Below are 19711 nucleotides of genomic sequence, written 5' to 3'. Positions count from 1 at the left end.
ACATCGCTGCCACAGCTGGTCCAGTTCGATGCAAACTAGTTCACAGAGCCGAACAGCTGCCGAACGTCTCGATTCCAGGGCATTGCGTACTCGTGGAAAAGATCATCTAGGTACTGGGCCAACTCATCTTCCCGTAAAAATTCAGGTATCGAGAAGTCTGCAACTCGTCTTTTCCCGTCTGCGCCCATGTAGAAGGCTTTCCACCCATCGGTGCCCGCTTCAACAAGCAGTAGTCTCCCGAAGACATTGAATCGCAACTTCATTGAGCAGCTAGGCGCAAACTGGAAAGAGCCGTCAGATCAACGGTCGTAGCCGGCCGCGACCGTCGCTTGGTAAGGATTGACCCCGCCCTGGATCACGCCATTCAGATCCCTCGAAAGAATGCAGGGGTTGCCATACTCGAATGTCGACAGCTCCTCCGATCTCACCTCGATGTCATGACCAAGATCTTTCAGCTCATCGAGAGTCGCCTGATCAAAACGACCATCCACGATCACCTTTGGTCCCTCGAAATCGATTCGCGGTTGGGAGGCTGCCTGTTGAGGGGACATCCCGTGATCAATCATGAAGCTCGTCAGTTGAAGCACCGACGTCATGATCTTGATGCCACCCGAAGAGCCCACCGTGAAGATGGAACCGTCCGGTCGCGTGATGTGTAGAGGACTGATGAAGCTAGAGGGCCGGCGTCCGGGCTCGATGGAATTGGAATAGCCTGGCACCGGTGCGAACGAGATCATCCCGTTGTTCAACAGAACGCCCGAGTCAGACATGACGAAGGAGCCGTAGTTACCAATCACCGTCTCCGTAAGACTTGCCATTGATCCCTCGCCGTCCACCGCGGCAATATGCACAGTGCGGGAATCGCCTGCAGGCTGGTTCTCTTGATAGTCGCTTATCCAAGACACGATATCGCTTCGACGCTCTCGATTGATCTGCTGCGCGAGTCGCTTTGCATACTCAGCGCTCAGCAAATACGACCAAGCGCCCTCACGAGTACCCATATCAGGATTGACCTTCATCCGATCCCGCAAGCAGTGCCTGAATACCTCGATAAGCAGATGCAGCCGCTTTGCGGAATTGGGCGCATAAGCCCCCAGGTCCATATGTGCCAACACATTCAGGCACTGCCCATAGATCGTAAATCCAGCTGGTTGTCCCCTGACAACATGGCCGTGGTATTCGACCTGGATGGTCTTGGTCTGGATCGCTTCATAGGTCGAAAGATCCTCTTCCGAGAACACTCCTCCGTGTGCGTTCACAGCGTCCACGATGCTCTTCGCAATCTGGCCGGTATAGAAAGCCGCGGCACCATCTTTGGCGATCGCAGATAGCGTCTCTGCCAAACTGCTCTGACGATGGATATCCGCACGCCCGATCATATTGGGACGGAACGGGAACTCCCCATCGCGCAATAGCGCTTTAGCCGTCGTGGGAAAGCGCTTCAAGATGTCGAGGTGAATGCCCGCCATGAGGCTGCCATACCAATCCATTTCGAAGCCTTCCTTGGCCAGTCGGATGGCCGGACGCATCACGTCCGCCAATGGAAGGCGACCGAACTGCTTCGAGGCCTTGACAAGACCGGCGACCGAGCCAGGCACTGCGACCGCAAGGCCCCCGATCTCGTTGGCTTGGTCCTTTACGCCACTCCAGCCGAAAAGCCCGCGCTCAGGCACACCTTCCATGGGGAACATGTTGCCGGAAGCCTTCAGAGGCGCCTGCCACATATAGTTGATTCCGTGCGTCTCTCCACTTGCAAGGCTGATCGTGAAGAGACCTCCACCGCCGATGGTGCTTGCGGCCGGCTGCACGACACTTTCTGCAAACGACGCGGCGACAGCAGCGTCCACCGCATTCCCACCAGCCTTGAGTATCTCGAGCCCCGCCTCTGCCGAAAGCGGATGGCGGGATGAGACCATCCCGCCCGTCGCGGTGGCCTCGGTCTTATCATGGGTCCAGTTGCTACGCGTTGAATTCAATGGCATTGACTTGCTCCGATGTAATGGAATGGATAGATAGCTTGAGCCGAGGCCGTAGCTGTATTTGGATAGCGGAAATTTTGACTTTGAACTGAGCGTGTCAGGCGCTTCGAGCGAGGTCACGAGCCTCGGACATTGCTCGAAGAAGTGCGTCAACGTTCTTGGGCTCTAATTGAGACGGACTCATCAATCCAACGCGGAATGAACGTCCGGCATAGACACCAACATTGCCGATAACAAAGATGCCAAATCTGTCGAACAAAGTGCTGCGAAAGGCTTCATCGGACACGCCCGCCGGGTACGAGATTGCCATGACCGAGTCGGCATACGCGCTCCGCGGATGCGGAGTCTCTGCCTCGTCAAGAAGGAAGCCAAAGCCAGCCTGGCGCGTCCGTCGCATGAAGTCTGACGCGACATCCGCATGGTGCCTCCACCAGGACTCGATTCCATCAGGCGCAATCTCGATCAAAGCCCGCCGTAACGCTCTGACTAGAGATGACGGCTGCGTGAATGGTGGAAGCGACTGGCGGTCGACAGTGGCAGCCCACCAGCGTCGAAAATTGAAGTACGCACCCATTTCCCTTTCTCGGATGCGGCTCCAAGCTTTCTCCGAAAGCGTAATCACAGCAATGCCCGGCACAGACGCCAAGCACTTGTGAGAACCGGTCGTTCCGATGTCAATTCTCCATCGATCGGTTTCGACAGGAATGGCCCCAGCAGAACAAGCGGTATCCACAAAGTACAGCGCATCGGTACGTGCGACGATCTGACCCAACTTTTCGATTGGATTGACGATGCCGGCATTCGTCTCGACATGCACGACCGTCACTAGATCAAAATGAGACTGCCGAAGCAAATTTTCGATCTTTTCGAGGTCGAGAGATTCAAGAGGTCCATGATCGACAGTGACGACCTCCGCGCCTCGCAGAGCCGCCCATTCAGCTATGAGGGCACCCCAGAATCCATTCTGTATAGCCAGAACCCTCGACCTGGGACCGATGAAGTTACCCAAAGCCAAGTCGATTCCTGTCCGGATCGACCCGTGCATCATCAGCACCTTGCCAGTGGTTCGCAAGGCTTTCTGCAGCATTCCGATGGTCTGGTCATGCAGCTCCCAAAAACTGGGATGGTGCGGTGTAAGCATCGGCTCCAACTGTGCGTCTAGCACCGCCGGCGACACTTCAACCGGCCCGGTCGACATATTCAAGATGGCGCCTCGCCCGCTCGGCCGCACCGATTCGGCTGAGCTTCGACCGTCATTGAGTGTGATCATCATCAGTTCGCCCCGAGCCGCGCTTGTTCCATCCGAGGCTCCATGTAAGCTCGGTCGAGCAACTCGATGGACAGCGATCCCAAGGCTTTGGGCAACCAAATGATCGGCTTCCCCGTGGCAGCAGAGAGATCTTCGACTTGCAACGCCTGGCCTTGCTCATTCTCAGGCTGGACACCCGCCGCCTTTAGCTCAGCGAATGCGGCATAGATATCGGGGACCGTGTAGCAGAGGCGGTAGATTGTGCCCTCGCCCTTCTCATCGAGCAGGTCCTTGAGCACACCCTCAAATGGTTGAACGAGCATGAAGCGCTCTTCACCATTGAACATGACAACATACTCCACATGGAATCCGTCCCGATTCCAGACGCGCAGGTCGGAACACTTGCAGCCGAGCACTTGGCGACAATATTCGATGGCGCGCTTGAGGTCCTTGACTACGATGTCGACATGGCTGAATTTCAGTTCCATTTTTTATCCGGTTTTGATAGTTCAGAGCGAGTGCTGAGAAAATTTTCTAATGACCAGCAGCAGTGGTCATTTGGAAGGGGTTCACGCCCGAGAAGAAACTTCCGTCATCGCCGGACAGAATTCCGCAAGCGTTTCCGAACTCGAAAGTAGACAGGTCCTCGCGACGCAACTCGACCACGTGTCCCATATCCTTCAGCTGCCGCGCAACCGATTCGCCGAACCTCGAATCGAGAATCACTTTGTCACCCTCGATATCAAGACGGGGATGCGCGACGGCGTCCTGCATACCCAGGCCGTGATCGATCACCAGATTGAGGACCTGCACCACAGCAGGAATGATCTTTCGACCGCCCGAAGCACCAACCGTCAGCAACGGTCGACCGTCTGGTCGCTTTACGATCAATGGGCTCATGTTCGTCGCTGGTCGCTTTCCTGGTGCGACGCTATTGCTTTGACCAGGGATGGGACTGAAGCCGATCATTCCATTGTTGAGCAAGACGCCCGACTCGCTCGTAACGAGTGAACCGAAGTTGCCGACCACGGTTTCGGTCAATGCTGCCATCGTGCCGCTGCTGTCGGCTGCTGAGATATGGACGGTTCCCTCATGGCGTCCAGGCGCGCCTGATGCAGATGTGGCGCCGTTCTCGTCGCCTGAGTAGTCATAGGGGTCGACTGGTGATGACATCGGCCGCGCCTCGGTCGGGCTGATGGTTGCCGCAACAGCCTTCGCAAACTCCACGTTTGCGAGCCCGCTCCATGGGCCCTTGACTAGGGCCGAATCCCCATTGAATGCGTTCCTATAGTGCCAGCAACGCCGCAAGGTCTCGACAATCAGGTGAAGGCGGCGTGGATCAGCTGGCGTATAGGACGAGATGTCAAAGCAACCTAAAATCGCTAGAAACATCGCCGCGGTCGGCGCCGCGTATGGGACGTAGTGAACGGTGTTACCGCGGTACAAGAGGGTAGCGGCGGCTGACTGGCGCGGCGCGTACTGGGCCAAGTCCGCCTCACTAAGGACCCCGCCCGCAGCTTTCACTGCCGCAGCGATGCTCTTAGCCACCTCGCCCTTGTAAAAGCCATCCGGTCCACTTTCGGCAACGAGTCTCAGCGTTCGGGCGAGTTCGATCTGACGATGCACGTCTGCCGCATCAACGACGGCCGGGCGATACGAGTACTTGCCGTCACGCAAGAACTGCTTCACGGTGCTCGAATAGGGCTGCATCTCGTCAGCGTGAACCGAAAGCATCAGAGATCCGTACCAATCCATGGCATAGCCATCTTCTGCCAACGCTATAGCCGGCGCAACCACTCTTGCCCAGTCGAGAAGACCGAACTGACGGGAGGCAAGGTGGAGACCGGCAATCGAACCAGGGACACCGACGGCAAGTCCGCCAATCTCATTCAGACGATCTTTAATCCCCTTCCAGCCGAACAATCCGGGTTCCGCATGTGCCTCGAGAGGGAACATCTCCGGGCTAGCTAGCGACGGCGCTTCGTAGAGATAGTTGATCGCACTGCTCCCCTTGGTCGGGTGCGAAACAACAAGCATGCCACCGCCGCCGATCGAGTTTGCCGCCTGCTGCACCACGCTGCCTGCCAGTGAAGCCGCGATCGCCGCGTCCACGGCATTGCCCCCCTGCTCCAGAATTCGCAGTCCAGCTTCGGCAGATAGCGGGTGTCTTGCCGCGACCATACCCTTGGATGCGCACAGCTCCGTCTTGTGGTGAGACCACTCGGTGAATTTGCCAGTCATCTTCTTTTCTCTCTACCTTTCAACCTTGTCGAGAGCTGCCGAGCAAGACCGTTTCCTCGGGGTTCCAGCCCACATTGAATGAGTCCGAGTTGACATCAACGATGCGTCGTTGCCGGTACGGAACACGTACAAGCAGTTCCCCCATCGGGGACGACACATCCATGATCGACTCGCTTCCATGGAAGCGTGTCTGCAGCGTCTTGCAGGAGAGTTGCTGAAGTTGCGCGCTTGTAGACTCGTTCCCGCCCAATACCTGCATCCACTCGGGTCGAATAGCAACGGACGCATTGCGGTCGTGAGGCTTTTTTAAACATCGATGCAAAACCAAACCAGAGGCAGGCTCGATCAATTCATAGCCGGCGCCCGCATCGCGCCAATTGCCGTGCACGACATTGCATTCGCCGACAAACCGTGCGACAAACTCATTCGCGGGGTGCTCGTATAAATCAAGGGGCGCACCTTGCTGCTCGACGCGCCCGCTACGCATGACGACCACCTGATCGGCCATCGCCAGCGCCTCGTCCTGGTCATGTGTCACGTAGACGAACGTTTTTCCAAGCCTGCGATGTAGATCCTTTAGCTCGGCTTGCATGACGTCCCTTAGGCGTCTATCAAGTGCACCGAGAGGTTCATCGAGGAGGAGCACTGGAGGCGAGTACACGAGTGCGCGCGCCAGCGCAACTCGCTGCTGCTGTCCGCCGGAGAGCTCGCCTGGGTAACGATCCTGCAGGCCTGCGAGATCCACCATTGCCAGCGTACGCTGAACCGCGAGGTCAATCGCACTTTTTTCCTGGCGACGAATTTCCAACGGATAGGCGATGTTCCGTCGCACCGTCATGTGTGGAAAGAGTGCGTAGTGCTGGAAGACGATGCCTAGATTCCGCTCGTAGGCGGGGGTGTTTTTCGTCAACTTGACGCCGTTGATCTCGATGCTGCCGCTGTCCACTTCCGCGAAGCCCGCAATTGCACTCAACAGGGTTGTCTTGCCGCAGCCACTAGGGCCAAGAAGCGCAACAAAACTGCCTTCTTCAATGTCCAATGAGACGCCATCCAAGGCGCGCACCGTTCCATAGCGCTTTTGGAGGTCAGTCAAACGTATGCGACCGGCACCTGCCTTGGTGTCCGACACAGCTGGCGAATCCACCGGGTGCAGGTGTTGGGTGCGAGATTGAGAAATGGCGAGAGTCATGGGGAAACAAGATTCGTTGGCGCGTCGGAGGGCGTCGATTGCAGTGAGCTCCGACGCGTTTGCACCAGTTTGAGGACCGCGATGATCGCGATGACGAGAAGAATGAGCAGCGTTCCCACTACCGCAAGCTCCGGACTGAGGTTCTGGGATGTCGCAGCCCACATCCGCACTGGAAGCGTCGGAATGCTCGGGCCCGCCACAAACAAGGCGATGATGAGTTCGTCGAAGGAAGCGAGGAATCCCAGCGCTACCGCAGTGATCAATGCAGGGCGAAGAATCGGCAACTTGATCCGCCATAAGGCTCTCATAGGTCTGGCGCCCATGCTCGCCGCAGCTTGGTCCAAACGCACGTCGTAGCTCGCAAGCCCATTCGAGAGGTTTACGAACACATAGGGCAATGCGCAAACGGAGTGGGCCAGCGCGAGTGCGCCAAGGTTCCCCAGCCACCCGAGTTGCACGTAGACGCCGTAGAGCCCCAACGCAAGAAGGATGTGGGGAAGAACCAGGGGACCAATCGCAATGAACGTGATCGCCGCGCCCATTCCGGGGCTTGCAGCTCGCGCCTTTGCCGCCAGAAAGTACCCTACCGGCAGCGCAATCAGACTTGCCGAAATCGCCAGCAAAACGCTATTGTGTGTCGCCTCAAACCACTCCGCTTTATTGAGCGCCATGCCATACCACGCCAGCGAGAAGCCATCGGTGGGCAGAGCGAGAAGCCGCAGAGGTTGGAAAGAGACCAACAAGACGTAGATGAGCGGCAACGTAAGAATTGCCAGATTGAGGGCAAGTACCATCCCTGCAATCCGTTTGCCATGCCGTTGAGCCGGGAGACGAGATGCCATAGCCGCGACTAAGCGAAGAATCCCACTCGATTGAAGCCTTCGCGCGCGAATCCGGCGCGATGTTCCCACCTTCTCTTTGACACCGAACACACTCGCCAGATTGACAAATCGGCCAGTCAACACCAGCAGCGCAAGAATGACAATTACCAGGACGACCGCCAAGCTTGCTGACCGGCCCCAATCGAATAGCTCGTTGATGTAGGAGTAGATAATCTGCGCGATCGTCGTTTCCTTCATTCCACCTATCAGCGCCGGCGTAATGAAAAAACCGAGCGAGACCACGAACACCAGCAGCGCGCCCGAAATCAGCCCACTGACAGTCTGTGGAAGGTAGACGCGGACAAAAGTTTCCGCCGGCTTTGCGCCCAATGAGTTTGATGCAAGCAGTTGACGCGGATCGATTGCGCTCATGGCCGCAAACAGCGGCATGATCATCAGCGGCAGCAGCATATGGGTCATTGCGAGGGTCAAACCCAGCAATGTTCCATTAAGACTTAACTCATTGATCCCCACCCATCGAGCCACAGCCGCGATCGGCCCATTGTTTCCAAGAATGGCAATCCAGCCATAGGTTCGAACAAGGTAGGAAGTAAGGAACGGCAGAATGATTAATGCCAAGACGATCCCCTTCCACGTCTTGCTGAGCTTGGTCATCGCGTACGCCGCCGGATAGGCCAGCAGTACGCATACCAGAGTCACAATTGCGCCCAACTTGAGCGTACGCAGCATGATCGTCCGCGTCGAGTCGGAAAGCACAACGGAAGCGTAGTTCTCGTAAAGAGGATTGCCCAAGCTCTTAAAGAGCACGACGAAGAGGGGCAGGATGAAAGTGATGAGTAGAAACGCACCAACAACACCCCAAGCCAGCATGCTGGCGCCCCGGGAAAGCAACCGAGATTGTTTACGTTCTAGATGCATGGATTCCCGACAACGTCGTCGTATTCTTTGGGATTTGGATCAATGAGCTTGGCTCGTGCATAGCCTTTGAAGTTCACTGAGCCAGCCACCCGACCCATCGCTTGTTGAGTTCAATCTGGTTTGCCTGCCAGAAGCCATCGTTCAACATCTGTTGCTTTGCTGCGTTCGCCGGAGCAGTGGGAAGCATCGGTCGGATTTTTTCGTCCACCATTGCCGTGGCGGCCGGATAGGAGGGCGCCATGCCAGTTCGCTCCGCGAATCGAGCAAGGACTTCCGGACGCATGTTGTACTCAAGCAATGCGACTGCACCGTCGACATTCTTGGCGCCCTTCAAGATCGCGCCGCCGTTTCCAACGATGAATCCATCGTCGAAACCGTAGTTGAGGTTGATACCGTTCTTCTGCGCCATGAAAGCGCGGTTGCTGTACGCAAACGAGTACGTTGCTTCACCCGTACCAAGGTTGTTGATCATGTCGGCACCTGAAGTGTTCACGACAATCTTGGAGGACGCCCTGAGCGCATCAAGCTTCTTCAAAGCGCGAGTCACATCCAGAGGGTAGAGCTTGTCTGCAGGTACACCGTCCGCAAGCAAAGCCGCCTCCATCTGCACCTGTGGCCCCACCCTCAAAAGACCCCGAGAACCCGGGAACTTCTTTGCATCCCAGAATTCGGCCCAGGTCTTAGGCAGCGGCACCGTCTTGTCTTTTGCGGCGATCACGTACGAATAGCTGTTCGTGATCATCATGCTTGGCGACGGGAATGGCTCGGGTACGCCACGTGCCCGCGCGATCTTTTCCAGCCGAGGATCTGCCACCAAGTAGCCCTTATCTGCTCGCGCCAACATGCCTCCGCGGTCGAGCCCGAGCACCACGTCGCCGAGAAACTGCCCGGCTTCAAGCACGGCCGGCATGCGCGTGCAGCAGGAGTCGTCAATGACAATCTTGGCGCCGGTTTCCGCTTCGAAGGGTTTGAAGACCAATTCCTTCGTAACTTCAAGCTGAGTTCCACCGAAGGTGTAGACGACGATGGTCTGACCTTGGAGCGGCTTGGCTTGGGCGGCAACGTCATGTACCGGCGCTAGCACGCCAGCCAAACAGAACGCGGCCGTCAAGATCGAACTCAGACCTCTACTCAGCCCGAGCCAAGGTGCGCGCGGGCTGGCCGGGTTGTGTTGAGGGTGTGTCAAGGAACCTCTTTTCATTTGCTTGCCTTTCGTCAGTTGTCGGCGGGACTGTTGTTGCATCTCTCTTGTATCGTAGATGCATGTCGTGCAGTAGGTCAACACCGGTTTGTCATGGTTTGCACTAGTACAAGTAGTGCAATTGCCATGCCACCGAGGGGTGGGGCTCGAAACCGGCACGTTCTCCGAGAGTTGGTCTGCGGACACCCTCCCTCGCAATAGCGACGCACCCCGCTACGGTGCGAAACTCACCGTGCAAGCGCCAAAAGGGTGCAGAGCGCTCACCGTGGCGGTGAACATCTGGGGGCGACCGGCGACGCGATGGCAGCGCACCACCTCCAGTAGAGGTCGCGGTCCTGACGCTTCTGACCTGCCCGGTTTCTCCGAGACATTGATTTCTAGGAAGATGGCTCCCGCCCGAAGAGGAGCCCATGAAGAAGAGTCGATTCACGGAAGAGCAAATGGTCACGATCCTGCGCGAAGCAGATCGCACCACGGTGGCCGAGGCCGCCAAGAAGCACAAGGTCAGCGACGCCACCATCTATGCGTGGCGCAAGCACTTCGGCCAGATGGAGGCAGCGGACGTCAAACGGCTCAAGGCCCTGGAGCTTGAGAACAGCCGCCTGAAGAAGCTGCTTGCCGAGCGGGATCTGGACATCGAGATCCTCAAGGAGATCAACACAAAAAAATGGTGAGCCCGCTGGCGCGGCGCGAGCAACTGGCCTTCGTGCGCGCACGGGGCCTGAGTTTGCGTCGTGCCTGCGGGCTGCTGGGCATGTCGCGGGCCACGCCCAGCTACGAGCTGCGCCTGCCGGCCAAGGATGCACCGGTGCTCGCGGCGATGAAGGAACTCTCGGCCTTGTACCCCCGCTACGGCTACCGCCGCATCCGCGTGTTCTTGCGCCGCCGTGGCTTCGAGTTGAGCTGGTCGCGCACGCATCGCTTGTGGCGCCAGGCGGGCCTGCTGGTGCCCAGGAAGCGCCCGCGCAAGCGCATCGCCTCGGTGCGCCCACGCATCCACACACCGTTCAAGGCCAACATGGTCTGGGCCTATGACTTCGTCTTCGACACCACGGCCAGCGGCCAACAGATCAAGTGCCTGACCGTCGTGGATGAATACACCCGCGAGTGCCTGGCCATCGACGTGGCGGGCGCCATTCGCTCCAAGCGCGTGATCGAGGTGCTGTCGCGCCTGGTGAGCCTGCATGGGGCGCCGCTGTTCATGCGCTCGGACAACGGGCCCGAGTTCGTCAGCCAGGCCATCCTGGAGTGGATCTCGGGCTCGGGCATCGCCACCGTGCTCAACGATCCGGGCAAGCCCTGGCAGAACGGCACCGATGAGAGCTTCAACGGCAAGTTCCGCGACGAGTGCCTATCCATCGAGTGGTTCCGCTCGCGCCGCGAAGCCGCTGTCCTGATCGAAGCTTGGCGCAATCACTACAACGAGGTGCGTCCGCACAGCAGCCTGCAATACTTGACCCCGGCGGAGTTCAAACAGCAACCCCGCCAAGACCTGCAACCCGCCGTCTTCTAGGAAAAACTGTCTCGATTAAACCGGGCAGGTCACTTCCACTACCGACCAATCCGTTTTTTGCCATCGAGGTCACCGCGCAGCGGAACAACTTGTTGACCTGACGTGCCCGGACGCGCAAGTGCGACTACATGGGCTGTCGATCAAGACCACTCGTGCCGGGTGCTGCGCACACTGTCCCGAAGTGCATGGGTTGGTTCGGGTCCGAGCACCGGGTCTGACTGCTTGCGGACGTGGCGGATACGCGCTGCAGCACGTACACGCTGACGATGTAGGTGGAGTCGGCCTATCCTTGGGCCCGTATTCCGGATATGGCGCCGTCTATCGCAGGTGACTCGGCGGCTGGATCAAAGTGCTGTGGAATGACGGAATAGCTTGTGTCTGCTGGCCAGCCTCTGGCGTGTGGCCGCTCACCTGACCGCAGGTCGAGCCCGGCGCAAGTTCACTGTACGATGGATGGCGGCCGATGAAGCTAGAAAGTGGGGACGGTCACCGCCCCGACCAAACGCGTAAGCGAAAGACTGCCGGCGACGGCGGAGAACGGGTGTAGGAGCTGCATCTGCTTGGCAAACTCATGCCCATTACCTCGCAAGCGGGTGCTTGCCGCGACTCCGCGCTCTGCGGCAGGCAAATCGCTCTCAAGTGGCTTAGAAGATCGAATTGCTCACCGTCGAGCTGCTCGAGGTTGCAATGGAGTGGTTGGGGCGCCTCTTGAACAGGCCGCGGCGTTGTAGCGCCGTTTAGACGATATAGTTCGCCGAGCCCGAGGTCGCGCCAAAGACCGACTTCAAAACCGAGACGATGCGCTGGACGCCCTCTTCGATCTGATCGGTGTCCAGCCCTCCGAAGCTTAAGCGCAGACCGGTTGAGCTTCCGGCGGACGCATCCACGAACGCAGAGCCCAACGAAAAAGCTACGCTGTGACGGATCGCCGAAAAGTAGAGATCCTCGTTCTTCACGGACTTGGGCAACGACACCCAAAAGCTGAGGCCCCCAGATACCATCTGCGTCCCACAGCCAGTCGGCAACCAGCGAGAGAGTTCGTCATGCAGCAGCAACGCGCGCTGCTGCATCGATTTAAGTTCATGTGTGGCTCGTGCTTTACTTACCCTGTCCCGCAAGAACAGTTCAGCCGCGTTTTGTAACAGCAACGGGCCGTGCATGTCTGAAGATCGTTTCAGCTGCAAAGCCTGGGCCAACTGTGGTTCCGGCGGGATAAGAAACCCTAGACGAATGCCCGGGAGATAGATCTTCCCAAGACTGCGAAGATAAAAGACCGGAACGCTACCCTGCGCAAGAGACAAGTATGTGGGAATGTGCTCTCTTGAAAAGCTAAATTCGGGACAATAATCATCCTCGATCACTGCGCAACCGAACTTTCGAGCAACGGCAAGTAGTTTGCGTCGGCATAACTCAGACGTCGTGACGCCTGTTGGATTGTGCACCGTTGGAATGGTGTAGAAAGCCTTCGGCGAAAATTTCGCACATGCCTCTGCAAAATCCACTGGAGATATGCCTTCGCTCGAGATGGGGAGCTCTACGATGCGAGCGCCCAACGAGCGGAACACGTCAAGCGCTCCGAAGTAGCACGGTGATTCCACGATCACGGAATCGCCGGGGCCAAGCAGCAAACGCGCAGAGAGATCCAGGGCTTGCTGCGCCCCGGAGGTGAGCACCAGGTCGTCGGCATGCACAGCGACGCCACCGCGACCAACGATCCCAGCCAACAGCTCCCGGAGCTCGTATTTTCCCGCTGGGGGTCCGTACGCAAAAGTACTCGCTCCGTAGGTGGTGAGCGTTCGATCCAGACACTCGCGAAACGCGTCAACATCATCGGGGGAGAATCGCGGATACGCATCGGTAAACGCGATGACCCCTGGCGCTGCAGCAAGTTCGGCCATCCGCGCGGGAAATCTATCAAGCGCTTCAGCAGGCTGCCACGCCTGAGCCATACCTAGATCGGTGGACGTGCGCTCAAGCACCCGCGTGCCTCCCCCACTTTGCCCGCGCACGACCCCCTGAGCAGACAGCGACTTGTAGGCTTTCGACACCGTCATCTGATTCACGGCGAGCTCGGCCGCCACCGTACGAATTGAGGGAAGCGCATCACCCGCGCGCAGCCGCCCTTCCTCGATCGCTCTAAGGATTCCATCGACCAATTGTTGGTACACGGGTATCGACGTTCCGCGCAAAACCTCAAGCCGCAACGCCTCGGAGACCGTCTTTTCGCCTTCTTGCATCACTTAGTCCTAGCTGTCATACCTCGCACGGCCGCGCAAATCTGCGAAGCCGCCGACCGAGCAGTGGGGCCCTGGACAGGCCGCTCTCCCGCCAAAAAGATCAAATCTGCATGCATTCTACTTGCATGAGTGGCAACCCTGCACCGGCGGCCTTGCACGAGCGAACCCCGCCATCGCGCCAATCCGGAAACTACACCAAAAATGACAAGACGATCACTTGAACATCTTGCATTATTGCAAGATGGCACATCATAATGCATGCTAAAGGACGCGGAGCTCGGCCGAGCCTGCACATTCAACAAGGAAGTTTTTCGATGATGAACAGCGAACTCAGGTCTCTCTCCCACGCACCTCTTGTGCGGTCCGCTATGCATACCGCGGCGTACGAACGCGCCGCTGTGCTGCTGCCCGGCGGAACCACGAACTCGCTAACACAGCCTCCAGGATTAGAGTTCGTCATCGACCGAGCTGAAGGGGTCCATGTGATCGACCTCGACGGCAACAAGCGCCTCGATTTCATGCTTGGCGCTGGCCCACTCGTGCTTGGGCACGCTCATCCTCGAATCGTCGCTGCGATCTCGAAACAGGCCGCGCGTGGCACCCACTATTTTGGCCTCGCCGACCGAGCCGTTGATCTGGCCGCGAGAATTTCGAAGTATGTCCCCTCTGCCGAAATGGTCCGGTTCGCAGGAAGCGGGACGGAGGCGACCATGCACGCGATCCGACTGGCACGCGCAGTCACGGGACGTTCGGGGTATATCAAATTCGATGGCGCTTGGCATGGTCACAGCGATCTGGCTTCATGGTCCATGGAGTCATCCCCAACCCAGCCGACTCCGTACGCCGAGAGTGCCGGCATTCAGCACGGAGTCGGCGACGACCTTGTTGTCCTTCCGTATAACGATGCTGCGGCAGTCAAGCAACTACTCGAAAAGCATCCGACGCGTTTCGCAGCACTGATCTGCGAGCCCGCTCAACGCGCGCTAGCGCCTGAGCCTGGATTCCTTGAAACATTGCGAGAAGAGTGCACAAAAGCCGGTGTCGTCTTGATCTTCGACGAGGTGGTGACCGGATTCAGGCTCGCCCCCGGAGGCGCCCAAGAACTTTACGGCGTAGTGCCGGATCTGACCACGCTCGGCAAGGCCTTGTCCGGCGGGCTCCCTCTCGCAGCTCTGGTCGGGAAGCGGTGGGTCATGGAGCACCTTACGCCAGGCAGCGATCCGGCGACATTCAGCTTCCATTGCGGAACCTTCAATGGATCGCCAATGGCAGTGGAGACTGCCCACACCACAATGGATATTCTGGTTGAAGAAGGCGGCATTCAACAGCTGGAGGAAATTGGAAACTTTGCCAGAGAATCCGTTTCCTCGGTCTTCAGAGATCTCGGCTTGAAAGCGCAGATCACCGGAATCGGTCCAATGTTCCACTACTACTTCACGGAAGAGAAGGTCACCAACCAAGCCATTGCTCGTCGAGCCAACAACAAGCTTGGAGGCGAAATCTTCCGTCGCATGTATTCGGCCGGCATCTATCGACAAGCAGCGAAGAATTATTTGAGTGTGGTTCACACTCACGACCATATCGCTCAGTACTGCGACATATTGAAGTGGGCAGCCTCAGGCGCTCTTCGCGGCGAAGCATGATCGAGTGAAGAGCGCGCTAGCTTCACGAATCTGGGTTGGCACGCACGCGCCTTGACTCGCGAGCCAGCTATCGATCAGCACTCGCAGCTTGGTCTGCATTGGCCTGCGCTCCGTCAGCATCGATGGATCGCAGGCTTGACGTAGATAGGCTTTCACGATCGCATGTTCGCGATGTGCTGCCTTCCCCTCGGCGTTGTTGGCCACATCGAGGTGGCGCGACATGTGCCGATGACGATGGCATCGCCGACCCTCAAGCGGCTTCGACTGCGGCGGGCAGACTGCTTCCTACGGATCCAACCTCATCCGCTGCCCTGCCCGAGAGCCATCCAAGCTGAGTTCGAACCTGCCGAAGTTCGTCGAATTTTCGAAGCCTCGCACGACGCTACGACAGGCGCAGCATGAGCGGATCCTCTTTTCAGAACCAAAATAATTCCTACGCCTTCCTGGAGACACCAATGTCCTCGCTGAACTCCACGCTGCCACTTTCTGGTGTACGCGTCCTCGACCTGTCCCGCATTCTTGCGGGCCCATGGTGTGGCATGGTGCTAGCCGACATGGGCGCCGAGGTCATCAAGGTCGAGCACCCTGGCCGTGGCGACGACACCCGCGATTGGGGCCTGCGCGTGGGCAAGACCGAGACCGCCTATTTCAACAGCGTCAACCGCAACAAGCGATCCGTCACGCTTGACCTGCAGACGCCCGAGGGTCAGCGACTGGCGCGCGACTTGGCGAACCAGTGCGATGTGGTGATCCAGAACTTCAAGTTTGGCGGGATCGAAAAACTGGGCCTGGGCTACGAGCAGCTGCGCAAAGATAATCCGCGCCTTGTCTATTGTTCGATCTCGGGCTATGACCGCACCGGCCCCGAAGCAGCACGGCCTGGCTACGACCTTCTAGTACAGGGCGAGGCCGGCTTGATGGCGCTCAACGGCGAGGCTAGCCAATCGCCGCTGAAATTTGGCGTGGCCGCAGTCGATATGTTCACCGGCATGTACTCGGCTCAAGCGGTGCTGGCCGCACTGTATCAGCGTGAAAGGACTGGCCAGGGCCGCCACGTCGAGATGGCGCTATTCGACTGCGGCTTGATGATCACCGCCTACTTCGGCCTCGAGGCGCTATTGATGGGCGAGGACCCGCCGCGCTGCGGCAACTCGCATCCCTCCATAGTTCCGTACGGCGTGTTCGAGGCGGCCGATGGCCCTCTCGTCATCACTGTAGGCAACAACGCACAGTTCGCCCGCTTTTGCATCGAGGTGATCGAGCGGCCCGATCTCGCTGCAGACGAACGCTTCAAGACCAACATCCTTCGGTCGGCCAACCGCGCATTGCTGCTACCCGAGTTGCATACCGAACTGGCCAGACGCCCACGCGCTGCGCTGCTCGAGCGACTTGCCATCGCCGGCATTCCTTGCGGCGAGGTGCTTGGCCTGCTCGAGGCGCTTCAGTCCCCTCGCGCCACCCGGGGCGGCCTCGTGACCGCGCAGCCGCACCCGGTAGCCGGTACCGTCGACGTGATGGCGCCACCCTACCGTTTCGACGGCGAGCGTCTGCCAGTGCGCAGCGCGCCTCCCATCCTCGGCGAAGGCACGCACGATGTTCTCACCTCCCTGCTTGATTTGCCGGAAGAAAAGCTGGCTGAGCTCAAAGCTGCCTGCGTAATCTGAAGAATCAAACTTGCGTTATAGAAAGACTTGAACTGGCAGCTGCATCCGGGCCTCCGTCAGTCTCCTTCGCATGCCGTGTCGCGAGCCTCGCGGCGACCGCTTAACCGAGATCGCCGCAACGTCGAGTTCCTTAGCGCCGCGGCAGCGTACGACAATTCGTATTCAAGAAATTCAGAATAGGAACTGCTGATGAAACGCCTTACGTCTCTGCTAGGCGCAGCGCTTGCGCTGCTGGCACTTTCATTGACCGCGGTGGCGCAGACCGTGAACAGCCCTTCTGAAATGCGGTTGTATGCGCTCGACTGTGGGCGCTATGAGACGAGTGACCTAGGCCGCCTTTCCGACACGTTTGAGCACACGGGCGAACGCGGCGAGCGTGTGTCGCCCTGCTGGTTGATCCGCCATCCCAAAGGAGACCTGATCTGGGACCTAGGGCTGGGTGACAAGTACGCCGCATCGCCGGAGGGCGTTGCGTTCGGATCGCTTTTGCGCTTCCAAGTAGGCACTACGCTCGCCTCGCAGTTAAGGTCGATTGGTCTGGCGCCGACCGACATCAAATACGTCTCAGTCTCGCACTTGCACCTTGACCATCTCGGCAACGCAGCCGCATTCTCCGGCGCGACATGGTTGGTGAGCCGGCGTGAGTTGATTTGGGCGAACAGCGTGCCCACGCCCCCATTCATTGACCCTGTCCTTGTCGAGACCGTCAAGGAAGCCCGCAAGATCATGTTTGATCAGGACTACGACGTCTTCGGTGACGGCACCGTTCAAATCTTGAAGGCGCCAGGTCACACCCCCGGTTCCCAGGTGCTGCTCCTCAAGCTTGCGAAGGCCGGCCCGGTATTAATCTCTGGCGACCTCTACCATTCGCACGAGGCCTTCGACAAGTCTTTCGTCCCCGGCACGAATGACAGCCGCGCTGACACGCTCGCGTCAATGGACCGTGTTCACCGCTTGCTGCGCAACACCGCTGCACGCCTGGTTATCCACCACGACCCTGGCGACTTTCGCGCGATGCCCCAGTTTCCTGCATATCTGGACTGAATGCCCCGCATGCCAGAGGGTGACATCTTTGTCTCAAGAAAAGACGAGTCGATAGAATCGGACTGTGCTCGCCGTGGTGGCAATCACGGCCGCGGCGATTTGTAGAAGTGAACTAGGAGTAAAAGCCTCCCACTGTGATCGCAGGCTGTGGTTCGGTACGGCATACGCCCTGCTTTCTGTCGATGCCGCCGTCATCTTGATATCTGTATCGCGTAGCAAGGCGCGAAGAACGTATCCCGTAGCGCCCTTCCACGCTCATCAACGTTGGCCGACGCGTCAGCTTTATTCGCCTTGACGGCGCCTTTGCGGCCTTGATGCGCGTTTCTCCCGCTGCACTGTTGCGATCGAAGCGATGGCTTCCGTTGCCCGTCTCCACAGATCACGCAAAACTGCGGTCTTTTCGCGTCGCCGAGAACTATCGCCCTTTCGATGACGCCTCGGTTGATCCTCGTGACTACTCGAGTCTGTTGGTACAGCCTTGACAGCAGTCGGAACAGCAGCGCACCGCCGGCATGACCGGACGGCAGGAAGTCCAGTTGTCCGAAGTCACTAGCTAGGTTCATGCTCCAGCGCACCGACCAGATCGGCCGTTCCGTCACGCCGCACGAACTCGCCTTTGACGTGCTTTTGCTATACGAGAAGTTGCCGCCGACGCATCCCTGCCACCCCGGTCTACCGACTGCACGGGCTCTGCGCGGCTTCAATGAACTTCAGCGCTGTGAGCTATTGGATCAGCTTCAGATCCACCGCCAATGCATCGACGTCGAACCCTGGCGAGCTCGTGTCATCCGACACCGGGCCGAGCGCAACCTTCCCGCAGCAACATGCCCACCAACGATGGCGTCGCGATCTCGACTGCCGTGTTGCATTGAGAGACGCTTCCTGCGTATCCAATCGGCCGAAAGGATTGGCAACGCGCTCCATACTTACACGCCCGCGTGAAAGGGCTATCTTCCATCTCCGGTCGGATCGCCACAATCATCGCGTCCAGCCCCGCCGTCGCCAACCCAGCGGCTCCTCAATAAGCTAGATCCGCCAGTCTGCGCCGCATCCATGCAGCACCGGGATCCGAAGCGGCGCGTTCATGCCATATGGCACAGTACCTCATCTGACCAGCGTCAGGAAAGTCGATCAGCGTCACGTCGGTTTTCGCCGCGACCAGTTCAGCTATACGGCGCGCCATGCACAGGACATGGTCGGACTGGCTTACCAGGAGCGGGCCCGCCAAGAAATAGGGCGTTAAGAAATCGCCCGGCCCATGCCGGCGCCCATGCATTGACAAGGGGTCGTCCGCAGCGATGTCAGATCCTTCCGGATACAGAAGGACAACTCGCGGCAGTTCCGCAAGAAGGGACGGCCCAATGCGACCATCGGCATCGCGGTTTGCCAATACAGGATGCCCTGATCGAACGATGCAGCAGAACTGCTCCTCGAAAAGGCGCTCGAAGTGAAATCCGGTTGGCAAGGCTTCGTCGGTGTAGAGCGCAAGGTCAATCCGGCCTTCTTCCATGCCGGTTAGAGTCCCGCTATCCCATGCCCGAACATCCACCGATACGCCCGGTGCTTCTTTGGCCAACGCGCATACAAGTTTTGTCACTACTATCGCGGCACCATAGTCCGTCGTGGCCACCCTGAACGACCGGGTCGAACACGAGGGATCAAACTCGGGTCGCGCGAAAAGTCGGTTCTCCGCGGCAATCGCTTCCGCTAGCAACGGCATAAGTTCTGTCGCTCGCGCGGTCGGCACATAACCGCCCCTAACGGTGCGCACGAGTAGCGGGTCGTCTCCGAACGCGTGACGAATCTGAGCCAATAGGCGGCTTGCCGCCGGTTGGCTCAGTCCCATCTCCTCTCCGGCATGCGTCACGCTACGCTGTTCCAGCACCTTGGCCAGAAAACGCAGCGCGCGAAGATCAATGTGCCCAAAGCTTGAATCATTTAAATTTTGCATGACCCCCAATCGTAAATCGTCATTTCACAGATGCACGACA

At 58.4% G+C, this 19711-nt stretch carries 14 protein-coding genes; 4 read left to right on the top strand and 10 right to left on the bottom strand.

All coding sequences use genetic code 11. The features are described from left to right. Positions 1–299 precede the first annotated feature (299 nt). The 7 genes from INQ48_42720 to INQ48_42690 form a co-directional block, all read right to left on the bottom strand. A complete protein-coding gene (locus INQ48_42720; protein ID QRF63353.1) occupies positions 300–2099 on the bottom strand; it encodes a gamma-glutamyltransferase family protein in 1800 nt (599 codons plus the stop codon). After that, positions 2077–3252, bottom strand: coding sequence for an alanine--glyoxylate aminotransferase family protein (locus tag INQ48_42715; GenBank protein QRF63352.1), 1176 nt, complete (start codon positions 3250–3252; stop codon positions 2077–2079). Before INQ48_42715 ends, INQ48_42720 begins: the two co-directional genes overlap by 23 nt. Further along, on the bottom strand, positions 3252–3716 hold the full coding sequence (locus tag INQ48_42710; protein QRF63351.1) for a VOC family protein: 465 nt from the start codon (positions 3714–3716) through the stop codon (positions 3252–3254). Before INQ48_42710 ends, INQ48_42715 begins: the two co-directional genes overlap by 1 nt. A 46-nt stretch (positions 3717–3762) precedes the next feature. Beyond that, on the bottom strand, positions 3763–5469 hold the full coding sequence (locus INQ48_42705) for a gamma-glutamyltransferase (protein QRF63350.1): 1707 nt from the start codon (positions 5467–5469) through the stop codon (positions 3763–3765). A 19-nt stretch (positions 5470–5488) separates the two neighbouring features. Beyond that, positions 5489–6658 carry an ABC transporter ATP-binding protein gene (locus INQ48_42700; protein ID QRF63349.1) on the bottom strand — a complete coding sequence of 390 codons (1170 nt, stop codon included), beginning with the start codon at positions 6656–6658 and terminating at the stop codon, positions 5489–5491. Further along, a complete protein-coding gene (locus INQ48_42695; GenBank protein QRF63348.1) occupies positions 6655–8418 on the bottom strand; it encodes an ABC transporter permease subunit in 1764 nt (587 codons plus the stop codon). Before INQ48_42695 ends, INQ48_42700 begins: the two co-directional genes overlap by 4 nt. A 73-nt stretch (positions 8419–8491) precedes the next feature. Then, positions 8492–9661, bottom strand: a complete 1170-nt coding sequence (locus INQ48_42690) for an extracellular solute-binding protein (GenBank protein ID QRF63347.1) — start codon at positions 9659–9661, stop codon at positions 8492–8494. A gap of 368 nt (positions 9662–10029) precedes the next feature. Between INQ48_42690 and INQ48_42685 the strand changes: the two genes are divergently transcribed. After that, a protein-coding gene (locus INQ48_42685; GenBank protein QRF63346.1) for an IS3 family transposase occupies positions 10030–11132 on the top strand; the annotation gives its coding sequence in 2 pieces (ribosomal slippage) (positions 10030–10276 and positions 10276–11132; 1104 coding nt in all). 737 nt (positions 11133–11869) lie between these two features. On the opposite strand, the gene INQ48_42680 is transcribed toward INQ48_42685, so the two are convergent. Next, the gene (locus INQ48_42680; protein ID QRF63345.1) at positions 11870–13369 is read right to left on the bottom strand and encodes a PLP-dependent aminotransferase family protein; all 1500 of its coding nucleotides are present in this window, start codon (positions 13367–13369) and stop codon (positions 11870–11872) included. 368 nt (positions 13370–13737) lie between these two features. Between INQ48_42680 and INQ48_42675 the strand changes: the two genes are divergently transcribed. Continuing rightward, positions 13738–15012, top strand: a complete 1275-nt coding sequence (locus tag INQ48_42675) for an aspartate aminotransferase family protein (protein ID QRF63425.1) — start codon at positions 13738–13740, stop codon at positions 15010–15012. Here the strand turns inward: INQ48_42675 and INQ48_42670 are convergent. Beyond that, a complete protein-coding gene (locus tag INQ48_42670) occupies positions 14986–15234 on the bottom strand; it encodes a hypothetical protein (protein ID QRF63344.1) in 249 nt (82 codons plus the stop codon). The two genes, INQ48_42675 and INQ48_42670, sit on opposite strands and share 27 nt — an antisense overlap. A gap of 233 nt (positions 15235–15467) precedes the next feature. Here INQ48_42670 and INQ48_42665 point away from each other — a divergent pair, with 233 nt between their 5' ends. Further along, positions 15468–16676 (top strand): CoA transferase, encoded by a 1209-nt coding sequence (locus INQ48_42665; protein QRF63343.1) that lies wholly within the window; start codon positions 15468–15470, stop codon positions 16674–16676. Positions 16677–16865: 189 nt separating this feature from the next. Further along, positions 16866–17720: an N-acyl homoserine lactonase family protein gene (locus tag INQ48_42660; GenBank protein ID QRF63342.1), complete on the top strand. Its 855-nt coding sequence runs from the start codon at positions 16866–16868 to the stop codon at positions 17718–17720. Between the two features lie 1018 nt (positions 17721–18738). On the opposite strand, the gene INQ48_42655 is transcribed toward INQ48_42660, so the two are convergent. Beyond that, a complete protein-coding gene (locus INQ48_42655; GenBank protein QRF63341.1) occupies positions 18739–19671 on the bottom strand; it encodes a LysR family transcriptional regulator in 933 nt (310 codons plus the stop codon). Positions 19672–19711 lie beyond the last annotated feature (40 nt).

Source organism: Variovorax paradoxus (assembly GCA_016806145.1).
GTDB lineage: Bacteria > Pseudomonadota > Gammaproteobacteria > Burkholderiales > Burkholderiaceae_C > Variovorax.
This window is presented reverse-complemented; position numbering and strand designations above follow the sequence as displayed.

Coding starts and splice junctions, on each gene's coding strand:
- INQ48_42665 (QRF63343.1), top strand. CDS start 15,468: ATGTCCTCGCTGAACTCCACGCTGCCACTTTCTGGTGTACGCGTCCTC.
- INQ48_42715 (QRF63352.1), bottom strand. CDS start 3,252: ATGATGATCACACTCAATGACGGTCGAAGCTCAGCCGAATCGGTGCGG.
- INQ48_42675 (QRF63425.1), top strand. CDS start 13,738: ATGCATACCGCGGCGTACGAACGCGCCGCTGTGCTGCTGCCCGGCGGA.
- INQ48_42710 (QRF63351.1), bottom strand. CDS start 3,716: ATGGAACTGAAATTCAGCCATGTCGACATCGTAGTCAAGGACCTCAAG.
- INQ48_42700 (QRF63349.1), bottom strand. CDS start 6,658: ATGACTCTCGCCATTTCTCAATCTCGCACCCAACACCTGCACCCGGTG.
- INQ48_42695 (QRF63348.1), bottom strand. CDS start 8,418: ATGCATCTAGAACGTAAACAATCTCGGTTGCTTTCCCGGGGCGCCAGC.
- INQ48_42660 (QRF63342.1), top strand. CDS start 16,866: ATGAAACGCCTTACGTCTCTGCTAGGCGCAGCGCTTGCGCTGCTGGCA.
- INQ48_42655 (QRF63341.1), bottom strand. CDS start 19,671: ATGCAAAATTTAAATGATTCAAGCTTTGGGCACATTGATCTTCGCGCG.
- INQ48_42705 (QRF63350.1), bottom strand. CDS start 5,469: ATGACTGGCAAATTCACCGAGTGGTCTCACCACAAGACGGAGCTGTGC.
- INQ48_42670 (QRF63344.1), bottom strand. CDS start 15,234: ATGTCGCGCCACCTCGATGTGGCCAACAACGCCGAGGGGAAGGCAGCA.
- INQ48_42680 (QRF63345.1), bottom strand. CDS start 13,369: ATGCAAGAAGGCGAAAAGACGGTCTCCGAGGCGTTGCGGCTTGAGGTT.
- INQ48_42690 (QRF63347.1), bottom strand. CDS start 9,661: ATGCAACAACAGTCCCGCCGACAACTGACGAAAGGCAAGCAAATGAAA.